The sequence below is a fragment of the Peteryoungia ipomoeae genome (assembly GCF_004912165.1).
Classification (GTDB): domain Bacteria; phylum Pseudomonadota; class Alphaproteobacteria; order Rhizobiales; family Rhizobiaceae; genus Allorhizobium; species Allorhizobium ipomoeae.
Genome location: NZ_STGV01000004.1, coordinates 262,351 through 278,740 on the forward strand (window position 1 = coordinate 262,351; position 16,390 = coordinate 278,740).

A 16,390-nucleotide genomic window follows, 5' to 3' on the forward strand; every position below is an offset into this window, starting at 1 on the left:
TTGTCCTCCCTGTCGTCCCAATCTTTTTAGTTTCGTGCATGCAGGCCGGCGTCAGACGCCGATGGCTTCGGTCAGCACGTCTTCGTGCGATGCGGCCCTGTAGTCATGGCTGGCGACCAGGCGGCCCTGGCGAAACACGTGCAGCCGGTCGGAGAGCTCGTAGACTTCCGGCAGGTAGGACGAGATCAGAATGATGCCAGCGCCCTCCCGCAGCAGCTTTCCGAACAGTCGGTAAATCTCCGCCTTGGTTCCGACATCGACGCCAACGGTCGGCTCGTCGAAGATGAAGAGACGCGCGCCATGGCTCAGCCATTTACCGATGACGATTTTCTGCTGGTTGCCGCCGGACATGGCCGATGCCAGCACCGACCGGTGCGGCGTCTTGATCCGGAGATCGGCGATCTGCCTGTCGGCATTCGATGCTTCCTGCCGGCGGCTGATCGTCAGCCCGTGGCTCAGCCGCCCAAAGACCGGCAGGTTGATATTGAGACCGATCGGAAGATTGAGGCACAGGCCCTGGTCACGACGGCTTTCGGGCGCCAGCGCTATGCCGAGATCCATGGCCTTGCGCTCGGTGTCGATCACCACCTTCTTGCCGTCCCAGAACACCTCGCCACCGGACAGTGGTTGTCGGCCGTAGAGCCCCAGCGCAAATTCGCTGCGCCCGGCGCCAATCAGGCCGTACAGCCCGACGATCTCGCCGGAGCGTACCTGGAGCGAGACATCGGAGAAGCCGGGTCCGCTCAAATTGCGGGTCTCGAGGATGGTGGCGCCGAGGGCGATCTGCTCCTTGTGGTAGATCTGCTCGATCGAGCGGTTGATCATCAGGGCAATCAGCTCGGCATCGTCGGTTTCGCCAATGTTGCGTGTGCCGACATGGGTGCCGTCGCGAAGAACCGAAACGCGGTCGGCGAGTTCAAAAACTTCTTCCATGCGGTGACTGATATAGACGATGGTCACGCCTTCCAATTGAAGGCGGCGGATCAGCCGGAAAAGCTGGGCCGATTCCTGGCGCGTCAGATAGGCGGTGGGTTCGTCGAAAATTAGAAAGCGGATGCCGCGCATGGCGGCACGCGCTGTCGCGACCAGCTGCTGCTGGCCGATGGTGAGATTTGCCAGCGTCTCGCCTGCGGGCAGATTGAAGCCGAGATCGTCCAGGACGTTCTGTGCCGCCTTGGTCATGGCGCGCTGGCGCATCAGTCCGCCGGATTCCATCTCGTCGCCCAAGAACATGTTGGCGGCGACGGTGAGGTGCGGGCAGAGCACGACCTCCTGATGCACGGCATTGATGCCACGCTGGATGGCTTCATTGGGCGTGGCCAGGGCAACGGGCTTGCCGCACCAGCGGATCTCGCCGGCGGTACGGGGAATGACGCCGGTGAGGAGTTTGATCAGCGTCGACTTGCCTGCGCCATTTTCGCCGACGATCGCATGGATCTCACCAGCGAGGAACGTGAGATTGGCAGGCTTCAGGGCTTCGACGCCGCCATATTTCTTTTGCAGCCCCACGAGTTCAAGAATAGGCGATCCCGGCGCGACGTGGTCCGTTTCCCTCAAAGCCGGGTCACCGTCATGCCGGTGGCTCACATCGTGCAGCGTCGTCATATCGTTCCTCCCGTGAAGCAAGGCCATCGACGGACGCCTCCCGCATCCGTCGTTGCCAGTCCCGCACGCGCGACCTTCGCCGCGCGTGCGGAAGATGCGATCAGTTGACCTTGGGGTTGAGAAGGGCGTCGATCTTCGGGTCTGCCATGTTGGCCTGGGTCACGAGGTTCGCGCCGGTATCAACGAAGGTCTCGACCTTCTCGCCCTTGGAGACGGCAAGCGCCGTCTTCACGCCGTCGTAACCCATGCGATAAGGGTCCTGAACGACGAGACCGGCGAGCACGCCTTCCTTGAGGAAGCCGACCGTCTTTTCATCCGAGTCGAAACCGATGACCTTGATCTTGTCGCCGAGCTTGTTCTCCGCAATCGCCTGGCCCACGCCCTGCGCCATGATCAGGTTGGAGGCAAAGACGCCGACGAGGTTCGGATTGGCGGTGATCAGGTCGGTCATCATGTTCAGGCCGGTGGTGGCCTGGCCATCTGCATAACGATCCGCCACCACCGTCAGGCCCGGATACTTCGTCTTGATCTGGTCGAGGAAGCCTTCGCGACGCTGGTCGAGCGAGCCGACACCCGGCAGGCTGGTGATGATCGCGATCTCACCCTCTTCCTTGCCGGTAACTGCCTTGACTGCCGCTGCGAGGCCGTCGGCTGCGATGCGACCGCCCTGCACGTTGTCCGTGGTGAGGAACGAGGTGAAGGCCTTGGAGTCCGCGCTTGAATCGATGCCGATCACCGGTACGGATTTCGCGGCCTCATCGACCGGCTTGCCGAGGGCCTTGAACTCGGTCGGCGAGATGACGACGGCAGCCGGCTTGCCGGCAACGGCGTTCTCCAGAATGCTGATCTGGCCGTTGATGTCGGACTCGGACTGGGCGCCAAGCTCCGGTACGCTGACGCCGAGATCCTTGCCGGCCTGGCGGGCGCCCGCCAGAACGATCTGCCAATAGAAGGACGTCGTGTCCTTGACGATGATCGGAATGGTCACGTCCTGGGCAAAGGACGGGGCCGGCATCATGGATGTCATCAATGCTGCGCCGGCGATGCCCATCAGGGCACAGCGTGTCATGCTCTTCAGAATGCTCATAGTCGTTCTCCTCTCCACGCGTCCTGTTCCTCCAGGTTGAGACCGATCCGCAGAACGCACCCGGATCTATCTTTATCGATAAAAAACAATTCGATTGACGCTACTGAAAGAGCCGAAGCTTGGCAAGTCGTCTTTTTGACCGTCGCGAGCGGCTTTTTGATCAGACCCGGTGGACTTCCTCGGGGTAGACGACGCCCTTTTTCAAGATGACGTTGCCATAGATCCTAAGCTCGGTTGTCGCGACGATGTAGGCCGCCTGTCGCGCTCGCTCGTAGAAGGCGAAGCGCTCGAGGCTTGCCAGTTCGAATGGACCGGCCAGCCGGCTGATCATGCTCTGGAACTCGCTGCAGACCTCCGGCACTGCATCCGGGTCACCAACAACCTGCATGCGCCAGGCAGCCTGCTCGACGAATTGATCGAGCGGCATGTGGGCGAGGATTGCTTCCAGAATGTCGACGGCTCCGATGCCGTCAGCCCGGATGACCTTGGGCCCCATCGTGGCGGCAGGAAAATTGCCGTCGGCGATGACGATCTCGTCGCCATGGCCCATGGTGGCCAAGGCGTGCAGGAGTTCAGGTCCAAGCAGGGGGTGTATGCCCTTCAGCATCTGGCGCTCCTATTCTCGTACGGCCGTATCGCCCAGCGGCGGTGCCACCAGCGTGTGCGGTTCGAAGCGGGCAAAGGAGGAGGCCGGCAGTTCTTCCTTGGTGAGCGCCATGTTTCGGTCGAGGCTGTCCGGCTTCGCCGTGCCGATGATGACGGAAGCCACCGCAGAATGATGCAGCGGGAACTGCAGGGCGAACTGGGCAAGGGGCCTGCCGCGCTCAGCCGCGAGCGCTTCCATGGCCCGCACCTTGTCGAGCACCTCGTCTGTGGCCGGCGTATAGTCGAAATGGGCACCGGGGACCGCGCCCGTTGCCAGAATGCCCGAGTTGAACACGCCGCCGGCGGTGATGGAGGTGCTGCGCTTCTCGCACAGGGGCAGGAGTTCTTCGACGGCAGAACGGTCCAGCAGCGAATAGCGGCCAGCCATCAAGATAACGTCGATATCGATGTCGGCCATCATGTCCAGGCAGGCCGGCACCTCGTTGACGCCGAGGCCGAAAGCCTTGATGGCGCCGGATGATTTCAGCTGATCGAGCGCCTTGTAGCCACCGTCGCGCAGTTGCTTCACATAGTGGTCATTGACCTCACGGCCATGGGTGTAGACGCCGATATCGTGGACATAGAGGATGTCGATGCGGTTCAGGCCGAGGCGGGCATAGCTGAAATCCACCGAGCGCATGATGCCGTCATAGCTGTAGTCATAGACGAGCTTGAAGGGCAGGGGATCGACAAAGCCGACATTTGGTATCTGGTGCTTTGGCACGGGTGCGAGGAGGCGGCCCACCTTGGTGGAGAGAACGTAGCTGTCTTCCGGCTTGTCCCGCAGGAAGTCTCCGACATAACGTTCGGCATGGCCAAAGCCGTAATGGGGTGCGGTGTCGAAATAGCGGATCCCGTGATCCCAGGCCGCCTGGAGCGTTGCAATGCCCACGTCGCGAGGGCAGGGTCGGTAGAGGCCGCCAAGCGGCGCCGTGCCGAAGGAATATTCGGTGACCTCAAGCGCGGTCCTGCCGATGCGTCTCGTCTTCATGCTGCTTTCCCGTATCGCTCAAGGTCTCGATCAGAGCGTGGCACCGAGGTGCCACGGCACGAATTCGTTGTCGCCGTATCCGAAAAGTTCGCTCTTGGTCTTCTTGCCGGAGGCTGTGTCGATAATCAGATCGAAGATATCGCGGCCAAGGCCAGAGACGCTGGCATCGCCCGTGGCAATGACGCCGCAATCGATATCCATGTCCTCTTCCATGGCGTTGTAGAGGGCCGTGTTGCTCGTCAGCTTGATCGACGGCACGGGGCGCGAGCCGAAGCAGGAGCCGCGACCGGTGGTGAAGGCAATCACATTCGCGCCGCCCGCGACCTGACCGGTGGCCGAAACCGGGTCGTAGCCGGGCGTGTCCATGAAAACGAGGCCGTGCTCGGTGACGCGTTCGGCATAATTGTAGACAGCAGTCAGCGGCGAGCGCCCACCCTTGGCGACGGCGCCGAGCGACTTTTCGAGGATGGTGGTGAGACCACCCTTCTTGTTGCCGGGCGACGGGTTGTTGTCGAGCGAGGCGCCGTGCTGGGCGACATAGGCTTCCCACCAGGAGATCAGACCGTCGAGCTTGACGGCGACCTCCTCATTGACGGCGCGACTGCGCAGCAGGTGTTCAGCACCGTAGATTTCCGAAGTCTCGGAGAGGATTGCCGTCCCGCCGGCGCCAGCCAAAATATCGACGGCGACGCCGAGCGCCGGATTGGCGGTGATGCCGGACAGGCCGTCGGACCCGCCGCATTGCAGGCCGACGATGATCTCGCTGACGGAGATCGGTTCGCGGCGCATGGTGCCAACTTCGGCTGCGATCTCTTTCAGGATGGCGAGCGCATTCTCGACCGCCCGGCGCGAACCGCCGGCATCCTGGATGTTGAAATGGCGCTTGGAGGCACCGGCGCCGCTCTGGCCGTAAAGGGTGAGCTGGTTGACTTCGCAGCCAAGGCCGACCATCAGGACGCCGCCGAAATTCACATGTCTCGTGTAGCCGGCTATCGTTCTATGCAGCGTGCGCATGCCGTCGCCAGTCGAACTCATGCCGCAGCCCTGGTCGTGCACGATTGGCACGAAGCCGTCGATGCCTTCGTAGTGCGGCAGGATGGTGCGGTTGGCGGCGTCCGCAATGGCGCGACAGACGGTGGTGGAACAGTTCACGCTGGCGATAATGCCGATATAGTTGCGGGTCGCTGCGCGCCCGTCGGCGCGGCGGTACCCCATGAAGGTGCGGGCCTTGTCAGCCGCGCTTGCGGTCTCCGGCTGAGCCAGGCCACTGACCGAGAGGCGATCTTCGTCGAAGGCAAGATTATGGGAATGGACATGGTCCCCTGCGGCAATGTCCGTTGTGGCACGGCCGATTGCCTGGGCATATTTGACCACAGGTTGACCCTTGGCGATGGCGCGGACCGCGATCTTGTGGCCCGGATCGACCTTTACCTTGGAGAGTGCGCCGCCGGGCAGCGGAAAACCCGGTTCCACCACGACTGTGGTTACGGCGACATTGTCCTGCTCTGACAGCAGAATGCATGCTGATTTCGACACCCGAGGTTCTCCCTGACGTCCGGTTCACCGGATCTCTTCATTTGTCTTTTATCGGCAATGGACAGAGGTTCGTCAATGGGTATTATATCGATAAAGGACAGATGATCCTGCGTCCAGCTCCTCTCTCCAGCATGAGGGTCGACGTGCGGTGGCAGTTTTCGTTGCCTATCTTTCCCCCATGCGCCAAGAGGCTGGCATAAGCTCGACAGACATCAACCCCGGCGGATCCATGGCCAAGCAGAATACCGTTTTCAAAGATGCCTATAATCGCACCCTAAGGTTGATCGAGGATACCGATCAACTGCCCTCAGAGCCGGATCTTGGCGCGAATCTCGCCGTCAGCCGGACAACGGTTCGCGCCATTCTGAGCCGGCTTGGCGACGAGGGGCTGATTGTCTGGGACAAGCGCTCGAAAACGGTTCTGCGCAGACCTCTTCCGGGCGATTATTTTCCTGACGAGGAGACAAACTCGCTGTCTGAGATCATCGAGCGCAGTTTCATGCGGCGAATCCTAGCTGGTGGGGCGCAGCCCGGCATGCAGATCAACGAGCTGGAACTGGCGCGCGATATCGGGATCGGTACCACTGCCGTACGCGAGTTTCTCATCCGCTTCAGCCGCTTCGGTCTGATCGAGAAGCGCCCCAACAGCCACTGGGTGCTGAAAGGCTTTACCCGGGAATTCGCGCTCGAGCTGACCGAAGTGCGCGAAATGTTCGAACTGCGCTCCGCCTTGAGCTTCGTTCATCTTGTGGAAGAGCACCCGGCCTGGGCAGAGTTGCGGGCCATCGAAGAGCAGCACCACGCGCTGCTTGCGGATATCGACAATCGCTACACCGAGTTTTCCGAGCTGGACGAACGCTTTCACCTGATGGTGCAGAAGGCGTCCAGCAACCGCTTCATCATCGACTTCTACGATATCATCTCGATCGTCTTCCACTATCACTACCAGTGGAACAAGACGAATGCCCGCGCGCGCAACCAGCGGGCACTCGAAGAGCATCTCGACTATATAAAGGCTCTGTTTTCCCGCGATCCCGCTGAAGTGGAGGTCACGTGCCGACGGCACCTCAAGTCGGCGCGCGAGACACTGTTGCAATCGATCCAGGAGATTGCCTGAATGATGTCACACAGCGTCCGTCAGGCTTGCACCACGCCTTTGGCACGCATGCGGCGGCGAAACGATATCGGCTTTTCGCGGAACCTGTCGGCGAAGGCCTCGTAGAAGCGGGAGGCGGAGCCGAAGCCGCTTTCAAAAGCGATATCGGTCACCGAGAGGTCGGTGGAGATCAGCAGTGATTGCGCCGTATCCAGCCGGTGCCGGACAATCGCCTGATTGATGGTGTGGCCCACGGCGCGCTTGAAGATCGACATCGCGTAGTTCGGATGCAGACCCGCGTCCCGGCCCACGTCATCGGCGGAGATGGGATCCAGCGCGTGCTCGGCAATAAATCGGAGCATCCGCTCGACATGCTCGGCGCGTTCGCTGTCGTTTGCGGTCAGGCTTGCGATCGCTGATCCTTCTTCGCGCAGATCCCGCCAGCCCTCGCGCTCGACCCTCAGCACCCGCGCCGTCAGTTCGTTGCGGACGATTTCGGTGAGATCGGCATCGCCGGCGAGAAGCTCCTCGCGCCAGCGCATGAAGATGTCCCGGTCATAGGAGCGGATCTCGAGCGCCTCGATCATCGCGCCGCGGAAGACGGCGTCGCGGAAGCGGCTGAGATTGGCAAGCCCGAGGAACACCGACATCGGCACATAAAGGCAGACAAAGCGGGTCCCCTCCTGCCGGTCGATGACCTGATGCGGGATCATGCCCCAAAAGAGACAGAGCCGGCCTTCGTCAACCGTCAACTCGCGACCGTCGAACCAGTAGGTCATGGTGCCGGAGAGGACGAAGTTCAGTTCGATCTGGCTGTGCATGTGCGGGCCCGCCATGCGATGCACCACCAGTGTCTCACCGGCACAGAAGCGATGGTCGCCAAAGACCACAAGGGGGTGGCGGGGATCGTGATCCGGGTGGACGGGGACGGATTCGTCCCCCGGCAGAGGCTTGACGTGTTCCAAAGCTTAGGATCCCGGATAATTTCCATGAAAAGTCGGTAGATTATTACGGGTTCGCGGCTGATGATCAAGATGAGCGCGTTCGGTCGGTCCCAGCAGGATCTGAACGAAGGCTCCGCATTGCATGACGTGAGGCGGTCATAGGGAGGAAAACATGACCCTTTTCAAGAGCCTGAGCGCGTTTGCCCTCAGTGCAGCACTTTTGTCTTCCACGGCGTTCGCCGGCGAGATCATCCTGAATTCCGACCACTCCGATCCCGTGCCGAAAAAGGCGATGGAAGAGCTGATCGCGGATTTCCAGAAGGCCAATCCCGACATCACGGTGAAGTGGAACAATTTTGACCACGAAGGCTACAAGTCGGCCATCCGCAACTTCCTAACCGCCGACGCGCCCGACGTTGCCGCCTGGTATGCCGGCAACCGCATGGAGCCCTTCGTCAAGGCCGGTCTGTTCGAAGATGTCACGGACGTCTGGGACGCCAATGGTCTGAACGACCAGCTGAAATCCGCGTCCGCCTCGATGACCATCGACGGCAAGAAGTGGGGCGTGCCCTACACCTATTACCAGTGGGGCATCTACTACCGTAAGGATATCTTCGCCGAACAGGGCATCGAGCCGCCGAAGACCTGGGCCGAGTTCCTTGCCGCCTGCGAAAAGCTGAAGACGGCCGGCATCACACCGATCACCATCGGCACCAAGGCGCTCTGGCCGACCGGTGGCTGGTTCGACTACCTGAACCTGCGCGTCAATGGTTACGAGTTCCACATGGAACTCACGTCGGGCAAGGTTCCCTACACCGATCCGCGCGTAAAGGCCGTGTTTGAGAAGTGGGGCGAACTCGTCAAGGCCGGCTACTTCAACCAGAACCACGCCGCAATCGACTGGCAGGATGCCGTCCCGCAGATGGTACAGGGCAAGGCTGCCATGTATCTGATGGGCAATTTCGCGGTCGCCACGATGAAGGACGGCGGGCTGAAGGAAGAGCAGATCGGCTTCATGCAGTTCCCGGAAATTACCGCCGGCATTCCGATGTCGGAGGAAGCCCCGACGGACACGTTCCACATTCCGTCCGGTGCGAAGAACAAGGACGATGCCCGCAAATTCCTGGCCTATCTTGCCTCTCCCGAAGCACAGACCAAGATGAATGCGACGCTGGGGCAGCTGCCGGTCAACAACAAGGCCGAACAGCCGGCGGATCCATTCCTGAAGGCCGGTTTCGAGATGCTGTCCAATGCCCATGCGCTGGCACAGTTCTATGATCGCGACGCCAATGCCGAAATGGCGAAGGTCGGCATGGAAGGCTTCCAGGAATTCATGGTCAAGCCCGACAATCTCGACCGGATCCTGGAGCGTCTCGAGAAAATCCGCGCACGCGTCTACAAATAAGGACTTTCGTCCTCCCTGCGCCGGGTGCTGTGGACCTTCTTGGTCGCGGCATCCGGTTGCCGTTTCCGTGTCAATCCTGAGGTGCCGCCATGAGCAACACCGTGTCTTCCTCGTCCGGTTTCTGGAAGCGAAACCAGCAGGCGCTTGCCCCCTGGCTGTTTCTGGCGCCGGGCATGCTGATGTTCGTTCTCTACGTGCTGGTACCGATCTTCCAGTCGATCTGGATCAGTTTCCACGACTGGGATGGTCTCGGCCCGATGACGTGGATCGGCGCGGGCAACTATGTCGAACTCATCGATGACGACACGTTTTACACGTCGCTGAAGAACAATCTCATCTGGCTGGTGCTGTACCTCCTCTCCATTCCCGCGGGTCTAGCCGTGGCGCTGTTCCTCAACCAGACTGTTGCCGGCATCCGGCTTTACAAGTCGCTGTTCTTCTTCCCTTTCGTGATCAGCCAGGTCGTGGTCGGTCTGATGTTCACCTGGTTTTACGCGCCGGATTTCGGTCTGTTCTCGAAGCTGACGGAAATGCTGTTCGGCGAGCAGATCGCGGTTTTGGCCGACGAGCGCTACGTCACCTACGGCATTATCGTCGCCGGCCTCTGGCCGCAGACGGCCTATTGTATGATCCTCTATCTGACGGGTCTCAACAACATCAATCCCGAGCAGGTGGAAGCAGCCCGTATGGACGGCGCCAAGGGCCTGAAGCTTCTCTGGTTCGTCATCCTGCCGCAACTGGCGCCGGCGACCTTCCTTGCCATGGTGGTCACGGTCATCGGATCGCTGCGTTCCTTCGATCTGGTTTCCATCATGACGGCGGGCGGCCCCTACGGTTCGAGCTCGGTGCTCTCCTACTTCATGTATGAGCAGGCGCTCTCGGAGTACGGCTTCCGCATGGGCTACGGCGCCTCGATCGCGGTCGTGCTTTTCCTGATCATGATGGTGTTCATCTCGCTCTTCATCGTCCGCATGCTTTCGCAGGAAAGGAACGCCTGATGTTCCCCACCCCTATCCAGAAGGCCTCGCCGTTTGCGCAGACGGCGTACAAGATCCTGCTGCCGGTGGCGCTGTTTCTCTGGCTCCTGCCGCTCATCGGCGTCGCGATCACCTCGGTCCGGCCGGCGGGCGATCTGGCCGCCGGCAACTATTTCGGCATCCCCTCCGGATTTGCCGGTTTCGAGAATTATTCGGCGGTCTTCAACAATTCGCCGATTGGCTACTACATTCTCAATTCTTTCAAGGTGACGATCCCGACGGTCATCGGGGCGGTGGCGCTGTCCTGTCTCACCGGCTTTGCGCTCGCCGTCTACAAGTTCAAGGGCAATCTCGTTCTGTTCTTTCTGTTCGTCGCCGGCAACTTCATCCCCTTCCAGATCCTGATGGTGCCGGTGCGCGACATGACGCTTCGGGCCGGTCTTTATGACACGACGGTGGGCCTCGTGCTGTTCCACGTCGCCTTCCAGACCGGCTTCTGCACGCTGTTCATGCGCAATTTCATCAAGGGACTGCCCTTCGCGCTGATCGAATCGGCCCGGGTCGAGGGCGTCTCGGAATGGCGGATCTTCCGCTACATCGTGCTGCCCCTGATGCGGCCGGCCATTGCAGCGCTGTCGGTGCTGGTCTTCACCTTCGTCTGGAACGACTACTTCTGGGCAACCGTCCTGGTGCAGGGCCAGCACGCCATGCCGGTGACGGCCGGGCTTTATTCGCTGAACGGCCAGTGGGTCGCCGCCTGGCATCTCGTCTCTGCCGGCTCGATCGTTGCGGCCCTGCCGCCGGTCGCCATGTTCTTCCTCATGCAACGGCATTTCATAGCCGGCCTCACACTCGGAGCGACCAAGGGATGAGTGAAATCGTCATTATCGATTCAGGGCAAATGGCGCTGAGCCTTCGCCTGCCGGAACTTGGCATGCCGGAGATCCTGTCTTTTGGTTCCGAACCTGTCGAACCCGATCCTCTCTTCGAGATCGAGCGTTCCAGCCGGGTCAACGGCATGGATATCGCCGTGCCCTCGAATGTGCTGCTGCCGACGGGCGGCATGGGCTTCTTTGGCTGGCCGGCAATTGCAGGCCATCGTGGCGGGCGTGACTTCGTCGCGCAGTTTGGCGGATGGACGGTCCTTCGCGACGGCAATCAGACGGTGCTAAAAGCTGTCGATTCGGTCGCCAGGCTCGGCATTGCCATCACGCTCACCGCGCATGACTCCGGCCTGATTTCAATGGCGACGGAAATCAGCAATCTGGGTGACGCGGATTATCAGCTTGATCGGTGCATGGCGGCGACTTTCCTTGTCCCTGCCGGCGATGTGCAGGTGATGAGCTTCACCGGTATATGGGGGCGCGAGTTCCAAACGCGGCGCGAGCTTCTGGGCAATGGGACCTGGATCCAGGAAAGCCGGCGCGGCCGCACCTCGCATGACCGTTTCCCGATGCTGTTCATCGAAAGCGAGACCCAGATCTTCGGCGTCACGCTTGGCTTCAGCGGCAACCATCAGATGGTCATCGACCGGACCGATGACGGCCGGCGCCTGGTGCATCTCGGCGAGCTTTTCGAGCCGGGCGAAATCGTTCTGAAGCCAGGTGAAAGCTATCGCAGTCCGATCGCCTATGCCGGCGCCGACAGCCAAGACTTCCATGCCTTTGTCCGTGACGAGCTGACCCAATGGCCAGGCGGTGCGATGAGCCCCCGTCCGGTAACGCTCAACACCTGGGAAGGCAATTATTTCGACCACCAGATGGACTCGCTGAAAGCCCAGGCAACAGCGGCCGCTGAGATCGGCATCGAGCGTTTTGTGCTTGACGATGGCTGGTTCGGCAAGCGCGATAACGACACGACGAGCCTTGGCGACTGGGATATCGATATCAGGAAGTATCCCGATGGTTTGAAGCCGCTGGTCGACCATGTCACCGGGCTTGGCATGCAGTTCGGCATCTGGTTCGAGCCTGAGATGGTGAACCCGGTTTCCGAGCTCTACAAGGCGCATCCCGATTGGGCGCTGACAATCGAGGGACGTCCGATCCTTGAATCACGCACCCAGTTGGTGCTGGATCTGACGCGTCCCGAAGTCTCCGACTATCTCTTCGGCAAGATCGACGCGGTGCTTTCCAACCATGCCGTCTCCTACATCAAGTGGGACATGAATCGCGATCTGACGCATGCCGCCGGTCGCGACGGCAAGGCGAAAACATCAGCCCAGACCCGTGCCGTCTATGCGCTGATGGACCGCATTCGTGCCGCTCATCCCGGTGTCGAAATCGAGAGCTGCGCCTCCGGTGGCGGTCGCATCGATTACGGCGCCTTGAAGCGCACCCATCGCGTCTGGACGTCCGATTGCACGGATGCGCTGGAGCGGCTTGAAATCCAGCGCGGCGCGTCCGTGTTCGTGCCGCCGGAGATTCTCGGCAGCCATATCTCGGCTTCGCCGAACCATCAGACCGGTCGCCGCCACACACTCGCTTTCCGGGCGCTGGTGGCCATCGCCTATCACCTCGGTGTGGAGCTCAATCCGCTTGAACTCACCGATGAGGAGCGCGACGAACTCAAGGTCTATATCGAGACCTACAAGCGGCTATGCGGTCTCTTCCATGCGCCGGGCGCCAGTTTCCGCATGGAGCCGCTCGACGGTCGCTATGTCTGGGGTGCTGCGTCTGCAGAAAAGATCGTGGTGATCGTCGCCCAAGGGCCGCAAATGGTGGGTGAACAGCCTGCACCGCTGCGCCTGCCCGACGAGGTCACCCAGTTCGGTGGCCAATGGCGGATCAGGACCGTGCTGCCGGCCGAGCCGCAATTCATCCGTATCTCCGAGGGGCAGAAAGCACTGCTGTCGGGAGCCGTCAGCTTCGCGCTTTCCAGTGCCGGTCTCGCCGGACTGCCGCTGCCGATGCTGACGCCCGAAAGCGCCCTTCTCCTCGAACTCGAACCCATCAAGGGAGGCAAGACCCATGGCTGACGTGAGCCTGCGTGGCGTCAAGAAACAGTTCGGCGCGCTCAGCGTCATCAAGGGTGTGGATCTCGACGTCAAGGATGGCGAGTTCTGCGTCTTCGTCGGCCCGTCCGGCTGCGGCAAGTCAACGCTTCTGCGCATGATTGCGGGCCTCGAGGACATCACCTCTGGTTCGCTCGCGATCGGTGGCCAGGACATGACGAGCATCGGCCCGTCGGAACGCGGCGTTGCCATGGTCTTCCAGTCCTATGCGCTTTATCCGCACATGACTGTCGAGGAGAATATCGGTTTCGGTCTGAAGATGACGGGACATCCGAAGGTGATGATCGCCGAGCGGACGGCTGAGGCGGCAAGAATGCTGCAGCTCGAGCCGCTTCTGCAGCGCAAGCCCGGACAACTGTCGGGTGGTCAGCGCCAGCGTGTCGCGATCGGTCGTGCGATCGTCCGCAATCCCGAAGTCTTCCTGTTCGACGAGCCCCTCTCGAACCTTGATGCGGCGCTGCGCGTCCAGATGCGCACGGAGCTTTCCAAGCTGCATCAGGACCTCAAGGCAACGATGATCTACGTCACCCATGACCAGGTCGAGGCCATGACCATGGCCGATAAGATCGTCGTGCTCTCCGCGGGCCAAATCGAGCAGGTCGGTTCGCCGCTCGAGCTTTATCATCGTCCGAACAATCTCTTCGTCGCCGGCTTTATCGGCTCGCCGAAGATGAATTTCATCAAGGTTCAGGCCTCCGCTGCCGACGGTGTCGCCGTGGTGCGTCTGCCCGGTGCCGAGATCTCGATCCCGACGCATGGGGCGAGCGTTCCGGCCGGCGAACTGACCTTCGGTCTCCGCCCCGAGCATATCGATGCAACGGGCAAGGGCGATGTCGTTATCGAAGCGACCGTGAAGCTTGCCGAATATCTGGGTTCGGAGACGCTGTTCTTCGTCACGCTTGCCGATGGCTCGGAGCTTGCGGTGAAGGCCGATGGCCTGGCCAGCGAGAAGCCCGGCCAGACGCTTCGCCTCGGCATCAATGCCAAGGCCTGCCATCTGTTTGACAAGGACGGCAAGGCCGTCATCAATGGGGATCTCACACGATAATGCTGGGCGTCTGCTACTATCCGGAACACTGGGACGAAAGCCGGTGGCGAACCGACGCGCGCCGCATGCGCGAACTCGGCATTTCCTTCGTGCGCATCGGCGAGTTCGCCTGGTCTCGCCTGGAACCCTCGCGCGGTACCTTCACCTTCGAATGGCTCGATCGGGCGATTGACGTGCTGCATGGAGCAGGCCTCAAGGTCGTGCTCGGCACGCCGACCGCGACCCCGCCGAAGTGGCTGGTGGACGAGTGCCCCGATATCATCCCCTATGACGAGCAGGGCCGTCCGCGCGGTTTTGGCTCGCGTCGCCACTACACTTTTTCCTCCGAGACCTGGTGGAAGGAAAGCGCCCGGATCGTCGAGATCGTCGCCAAGCGCTATGGCGAGCACTCCGGCATCGTCGGCTGGCAGACGGACAATGAATATGGCTGTCACGATACGACGCTGTCCTGGGGCCCTGAGGACCTGAAGAGCTTCAAGCGCTGGCTGCGGCTGCGTTACCAATCGACCGACCAGCTGAACGAAGCCTGGGGTTCGGTTTTCTGGTCGATGGAGCTGACGAGCTTCGACGATGTCGCCCTGCCGAACCTGACGGTAACGGAGCCGAACCCGGCGACGCGTCTCGACTTCTGGCGCTTCCATTCGGATCAGGTCGCGGCCTATGACAAGATGCAGTGCGAAATCATCCGCAAGCATTCTCCCGGTCGGTGGATCACCCATAACTTCATGGGCTTCGTCTCCGATTTCGACCACTTCAAGGTGGGCGACAATCTCGATCTCGCTTCCTGGGACAGCTATCCGATTGGCTTTGTGGAGAAGTTCCCCTTCACGGAAGACGAGCGCAATCGCTGGGCCGCGACCTCGCATCCCGATATCGCGCCCTATCACCACGATCTCTACCGCGCCGTCGGCAAGGGCCGTTTCTGGGTGATGGAGCAGCAACCGGGTCCGGTGAACTGGGCGCCGTGGAACCCCGTGCCGAAGCCCGGCATGGTGCGGCTCTGGACCTGGGAAGCGCTCGCGCATGGCGCTGATGTCGTCAGCTATTTCCGCTGGCGCCAGGCGCCCTTTGCGCAGGAACAGATGCATGCGGGCCTGAACCTGCCCGGTCTCGACGAATGGTCGCCGGGCGGCAAGGAGGCCATGCAGGTTTCGGAGGAGCTCGCCACTCTCGGCGAGCTGCCCGAAACGCGCCAGGCACCGGTGGCGCTTGTCTTCGACTATCAGAGCTACTGGTCGACGATGATCCAGCCGCAGGGCAAGGACTTCCGCTACGAGGAACTGTGCTTCCGCTGGTACGAGGCGCTGCGTCATCTTGGCCTGAACGTCGATTTCGTCCGTCCGGGCGCCTCGCTTGAGGGGTACCCGCTTGTTGTCGTGCCCTGCATGACGGAAGTCACCGAAGCGGCTCGTGCGGAACTCGAGAAGGCCGAAGGTGTCGTTGTCATCGGCACGCGCACGGGGTCCCGCGACCGAAATTTCCGCATTCCCGAAAACCTGCCGCCGGGGCCGCTGGGCGCCTTGAGCGGCAATCGGGTGATCCAGGTTTCGTCGATGCGTCCAGGTCTCGCCGATGGCGTTTCCGGTGCGGTTTCAGGGCATGCGATCCGCTGGCGGGAGTATCTGGAGACGTCGGCTTCGGTGCTCGCCACCTTCGACAACGGCGATCCCGCGCTGACCGAAAAAGGCAATGTCCTATACCTCGCCTGCTGGCCGGATGCGGGTCTGCTCGGGCAGGTGATGGAACTTTCGACACGTAGAGCAGGTATCCCCACAATGCGGGTGCCGGACTTCATCCGCATTCGCCGTCGCGGCGCTCTGGTCTTTGCTTTCAACTACGGAGCGGAGAGCTGGCCCCTGCCGGAGGGTGCGACGCCCCTGCTCGGCAACGCGTTTGTCGGACCACAGGAGGTCGCCGTGTGGCGCGCCTGAAGACTTTTGCCTGAGGGGCCGGTGAGAGCCGGCCCTTCGGCGTTCCATCCAACCCGTCCGGAACCCATCCGCCACTTCTCTGTTTGATCCTCCATACACCCATGAGGAGAAGACA

13 protein-coding genes are annotated in these 16,390 nt (G+C 61.3%); 7 read left to right on the forward strand and 6 right to left on the reverse strand.

Annotated features, from left to right (window positions below; genetic code table 11):
- Positions 1–51: 51 nt before the first annotated feature.
- From FAA97_RS13625 to FAA97_RS13645, 5 genes are all read right to left on the reverse strand, one after another.
- Positions 52–1,605: a sugar ABC transporter ATP-binding protein gene (locus tag FAA97_RS13625; RefSeq protein WP_136599093.1), complete on the reverse strand. Its 1,554-nt coding sequence runs from the start codon at positions 1,603–1,605 to the stop codon at positions 52–54.
- Between the two features lie 100 nt (positions 1,606–1,705).
- Positions 1,706–2,692, reverse strand: coding sequence for an ABC transporter substrate-binding protein (locus tag FAA97_RS13630; RefSeq protein ID WP_136599094.1), 987 nt, complete (start codon positions 2,690–2,692; stop codon positions 1,706–1,708).
- A gap of 160 nt (positions 2,693–2,852) precedes the next feature.
- On the reverse strand, positions 2,853–3,299 hold the full coding sequence (locus FAA97_RS13635; RefSeq protein WP_136599095.1) for an RbsD/FucU family protein: 447 nt from the start codon (positions 3,297–3,299) through the stop codon (positions 2,853–2,855).
- 9 nt (positions 3,300–3,308) lie between these two features.
- Entirely contained in the window at positions 3,309–4,328 is a 1,020-nt protein-coding gene (locus tag FAA97_RS13640) for an aldo/keto reductase (RefSeq protein WP_136599096.1), read from the reverse strand.
- A gap of 30 nt (positions 4,329–4,358) precedes the next feature.
- The gene (locus FAA97_RS13645; RefSeq protein WP_136599097.1) at positions 4,359–5,864 is read right to left on the reverse strand and encodes a UxaA family hydrolase; all 1,506 of its coding nucleotides are present in this window, start codon (positions 5,862–5,864) and stop codon (positions 4,359–4,361) included.
- 229 nt (positions 5,865–6,093) lie between these two features.
- On the opposite strand from FAA97_RS13645, the gene FAA97_RS13650 reads away from it, so the two are divergent.
- A complete protein-coding gene (locus tag FAA97_RS13650) occupies positions 6,094–6,981 on the forward strand; it encodes a GntR family transcriptional regulator (RefSeq protein WP_136599098.1) in 888 nt (295 codons plus the stop codon).
- A gap of 20 nt (positions 6,982–7,001) precedes the next feature.
- Here FAA97_RS13650 and FAA97_RS13655 read toward each other — a convergent pair whose 3' ends face one another.
- Positions 7,002–7,925, reverse strand: a complete 924-nt coding sequence (locus tag FAA97_RS13655) for a helix-turn-helix domain-containing protein (RefSeq protein ID WP_136599099.1) — start codon at positions 7,923–7,925, stop codon at positions 7,002–7,004.
- 151 nt (positions 7,926–8,076) lie between these two features.
- On the opposite strand from FAA97_RS13655, the gene FAA97_RS13660 reads away from it, so the two are divergent.
- From FAA97_RS13660 to FAA97_RS13685, 6 genes are all read left to right on the forward strand, one after another.
- Entirely contained in the window at positions 8,077–9,309 is a 1,233-nt protein-coding gene (locus tag FAA97_RS13660) for an ABC transporter substrate-binding protein (RefSeq protein WP_136599100.1), read from the forward strand.
- A gap of 89 nt (positions 9,310–9,398) precedes the next feature.
- Complete coding sequence (locus FAA97_RS13665; protein WP_136599101.1) at positions 9,399–10,307, forward strand: carbohydrate ABC transporter permease; 909 nt, start codon at positions 9,399–9,401, stop codon at positions 10,305–10,307.
- Positions 10,307–11,158 carry a carbohydrate ABC transporter permease gene (locus FAA97_RS13670; protein ID WP_136599102.1) on the forward strand — a complete coding sequence of 284 codons (852 nt, stop codon included), beginning with the start codon at positions 10,307–10,309 and terminating at the stop codon, positions 11,156–11,158. Before FAA97_RS13665 ends, FAA97_RS13670 begins: the two co-directional genes overlap by 1 nt.
- On the forward strand, positions 11,155–13,260 hold the full coding sequence (locus tag FAA97_RS13675; RefSeq protein ID WP_136599103.1) for an alpha-galactosidase: 2,106 nt from the start codon (positions 11,155–11,157) through the stop codon (positions 13,258–13,260). Before FAA97_RS13670 ends, FAA97_RS13675 begins: the two co-directional genes overlap by 4 nt.
- Entirely contained in the window at positions 13,253–14,344 is a 1,092-nt protein-coding gene (locus FAA97_RS13680) for an ABC transporter ATP-binding protein (protein ID WP_136599104.1), read from the forward strand. Before FAA97_RS13675 ends, FAA97_RS13680 begins: the two co-directional genes overlap by 8 nt.
- Positions 14,344–16,275, forward strand: coding sequence for a beta-galactosidase (locus tag FAA97_RS13685; protein ID WP_136599105.1), 1,932 nt, complete (start codon positions 14,344–14,346; stop codon positions 16,273–16,275). The genes FAA97_RS13680 and FAA97_RS13685 overlap by 1 nt, the downstream gene beginning before the upstream one ends.
- Positions 16,276–16,390 lie beyond the last annotated feature (115 nt).

Bases quoted from the DNA above. Each gene is read 5' to 3' on its own strand.
- FAA97_RS13625 (WP_136599093.1), bottom strand. From the start codon at position 1,605: ATGACGACGCTGCACGATGTGAGCCACCGGCATGACGGTGACCCGGCT.
- FAA97_RS13630 (WP_136599094.1), bottom strand. From the start codon at position 2,692: ATGAGCATTCTGAAGAGCATGACACGCTGTGCCCTGATGGGCATCGCC.
- FAA97_RS13635 (WP_136599095.1), bottom strand. From the start codon at position 3,299: ATGCTGAAGGGCATACACCCCCTGCTTGGACCTGAACTCCTGCACGCC.
- FAA97_RS13640 (WP_136599096.1), bottom strand. From the start codon at position 4,328: ATGAAGACGAGACGCATCGGCAGGACCGCGCTTGAGGTCACCGAATAT.
- FAA97_RS13650 (WP_136599098.1), top strand. From the start codon at position 6,094: ATGGCCAAGCAGAATACCGTTTTCAAAGATGCCTATAATCGCACCCTA.
- FAA97_RS13660 (WP_136599100.1), top strand. From the start codon at position 8,077: ATGACCCTTTTCAAGAGCCTGAGCGCGTTTGCCCTCAGTGCAGCACTT.
- FAA97_RS13665 (WP_136599101.1), top strand. From the start codon at position 9,399: ATGAGCAACACCGTGTCTTCCTCGTCCGGTTTCTGGAAGCGAAACCAG.
- FAA97_RS13670 (WP_136599102.1), top strand. From the start codon at position 10,307: ATGTTCCCCACCCCTATCCAGAAGGCCTCGCCGTTTGCGCAGACGGCG.
- FAA97_RS13675 (WP_136599103.1), top strand. From the start codon at position 11,155: ATGAGTGAAATCGTCATTATCGATTCAGGGCAAATGGCGCTGAGCCTT.
- FAA97_RS13680 (WP_136599104.1), top strand. From the start codon at position 13,253: ATGGCTGACGTGAGCCTGCGTGGCGTCAAGAAACAGTTCGGCGCGCTC.
- FAA97_RS13685 (WP_136599105.1), top strand. From the start codon at position 14,344: ATGCTGGGCGTCTGCTACTATCCGGAACACTGGGACGAAAGCCGGTGG.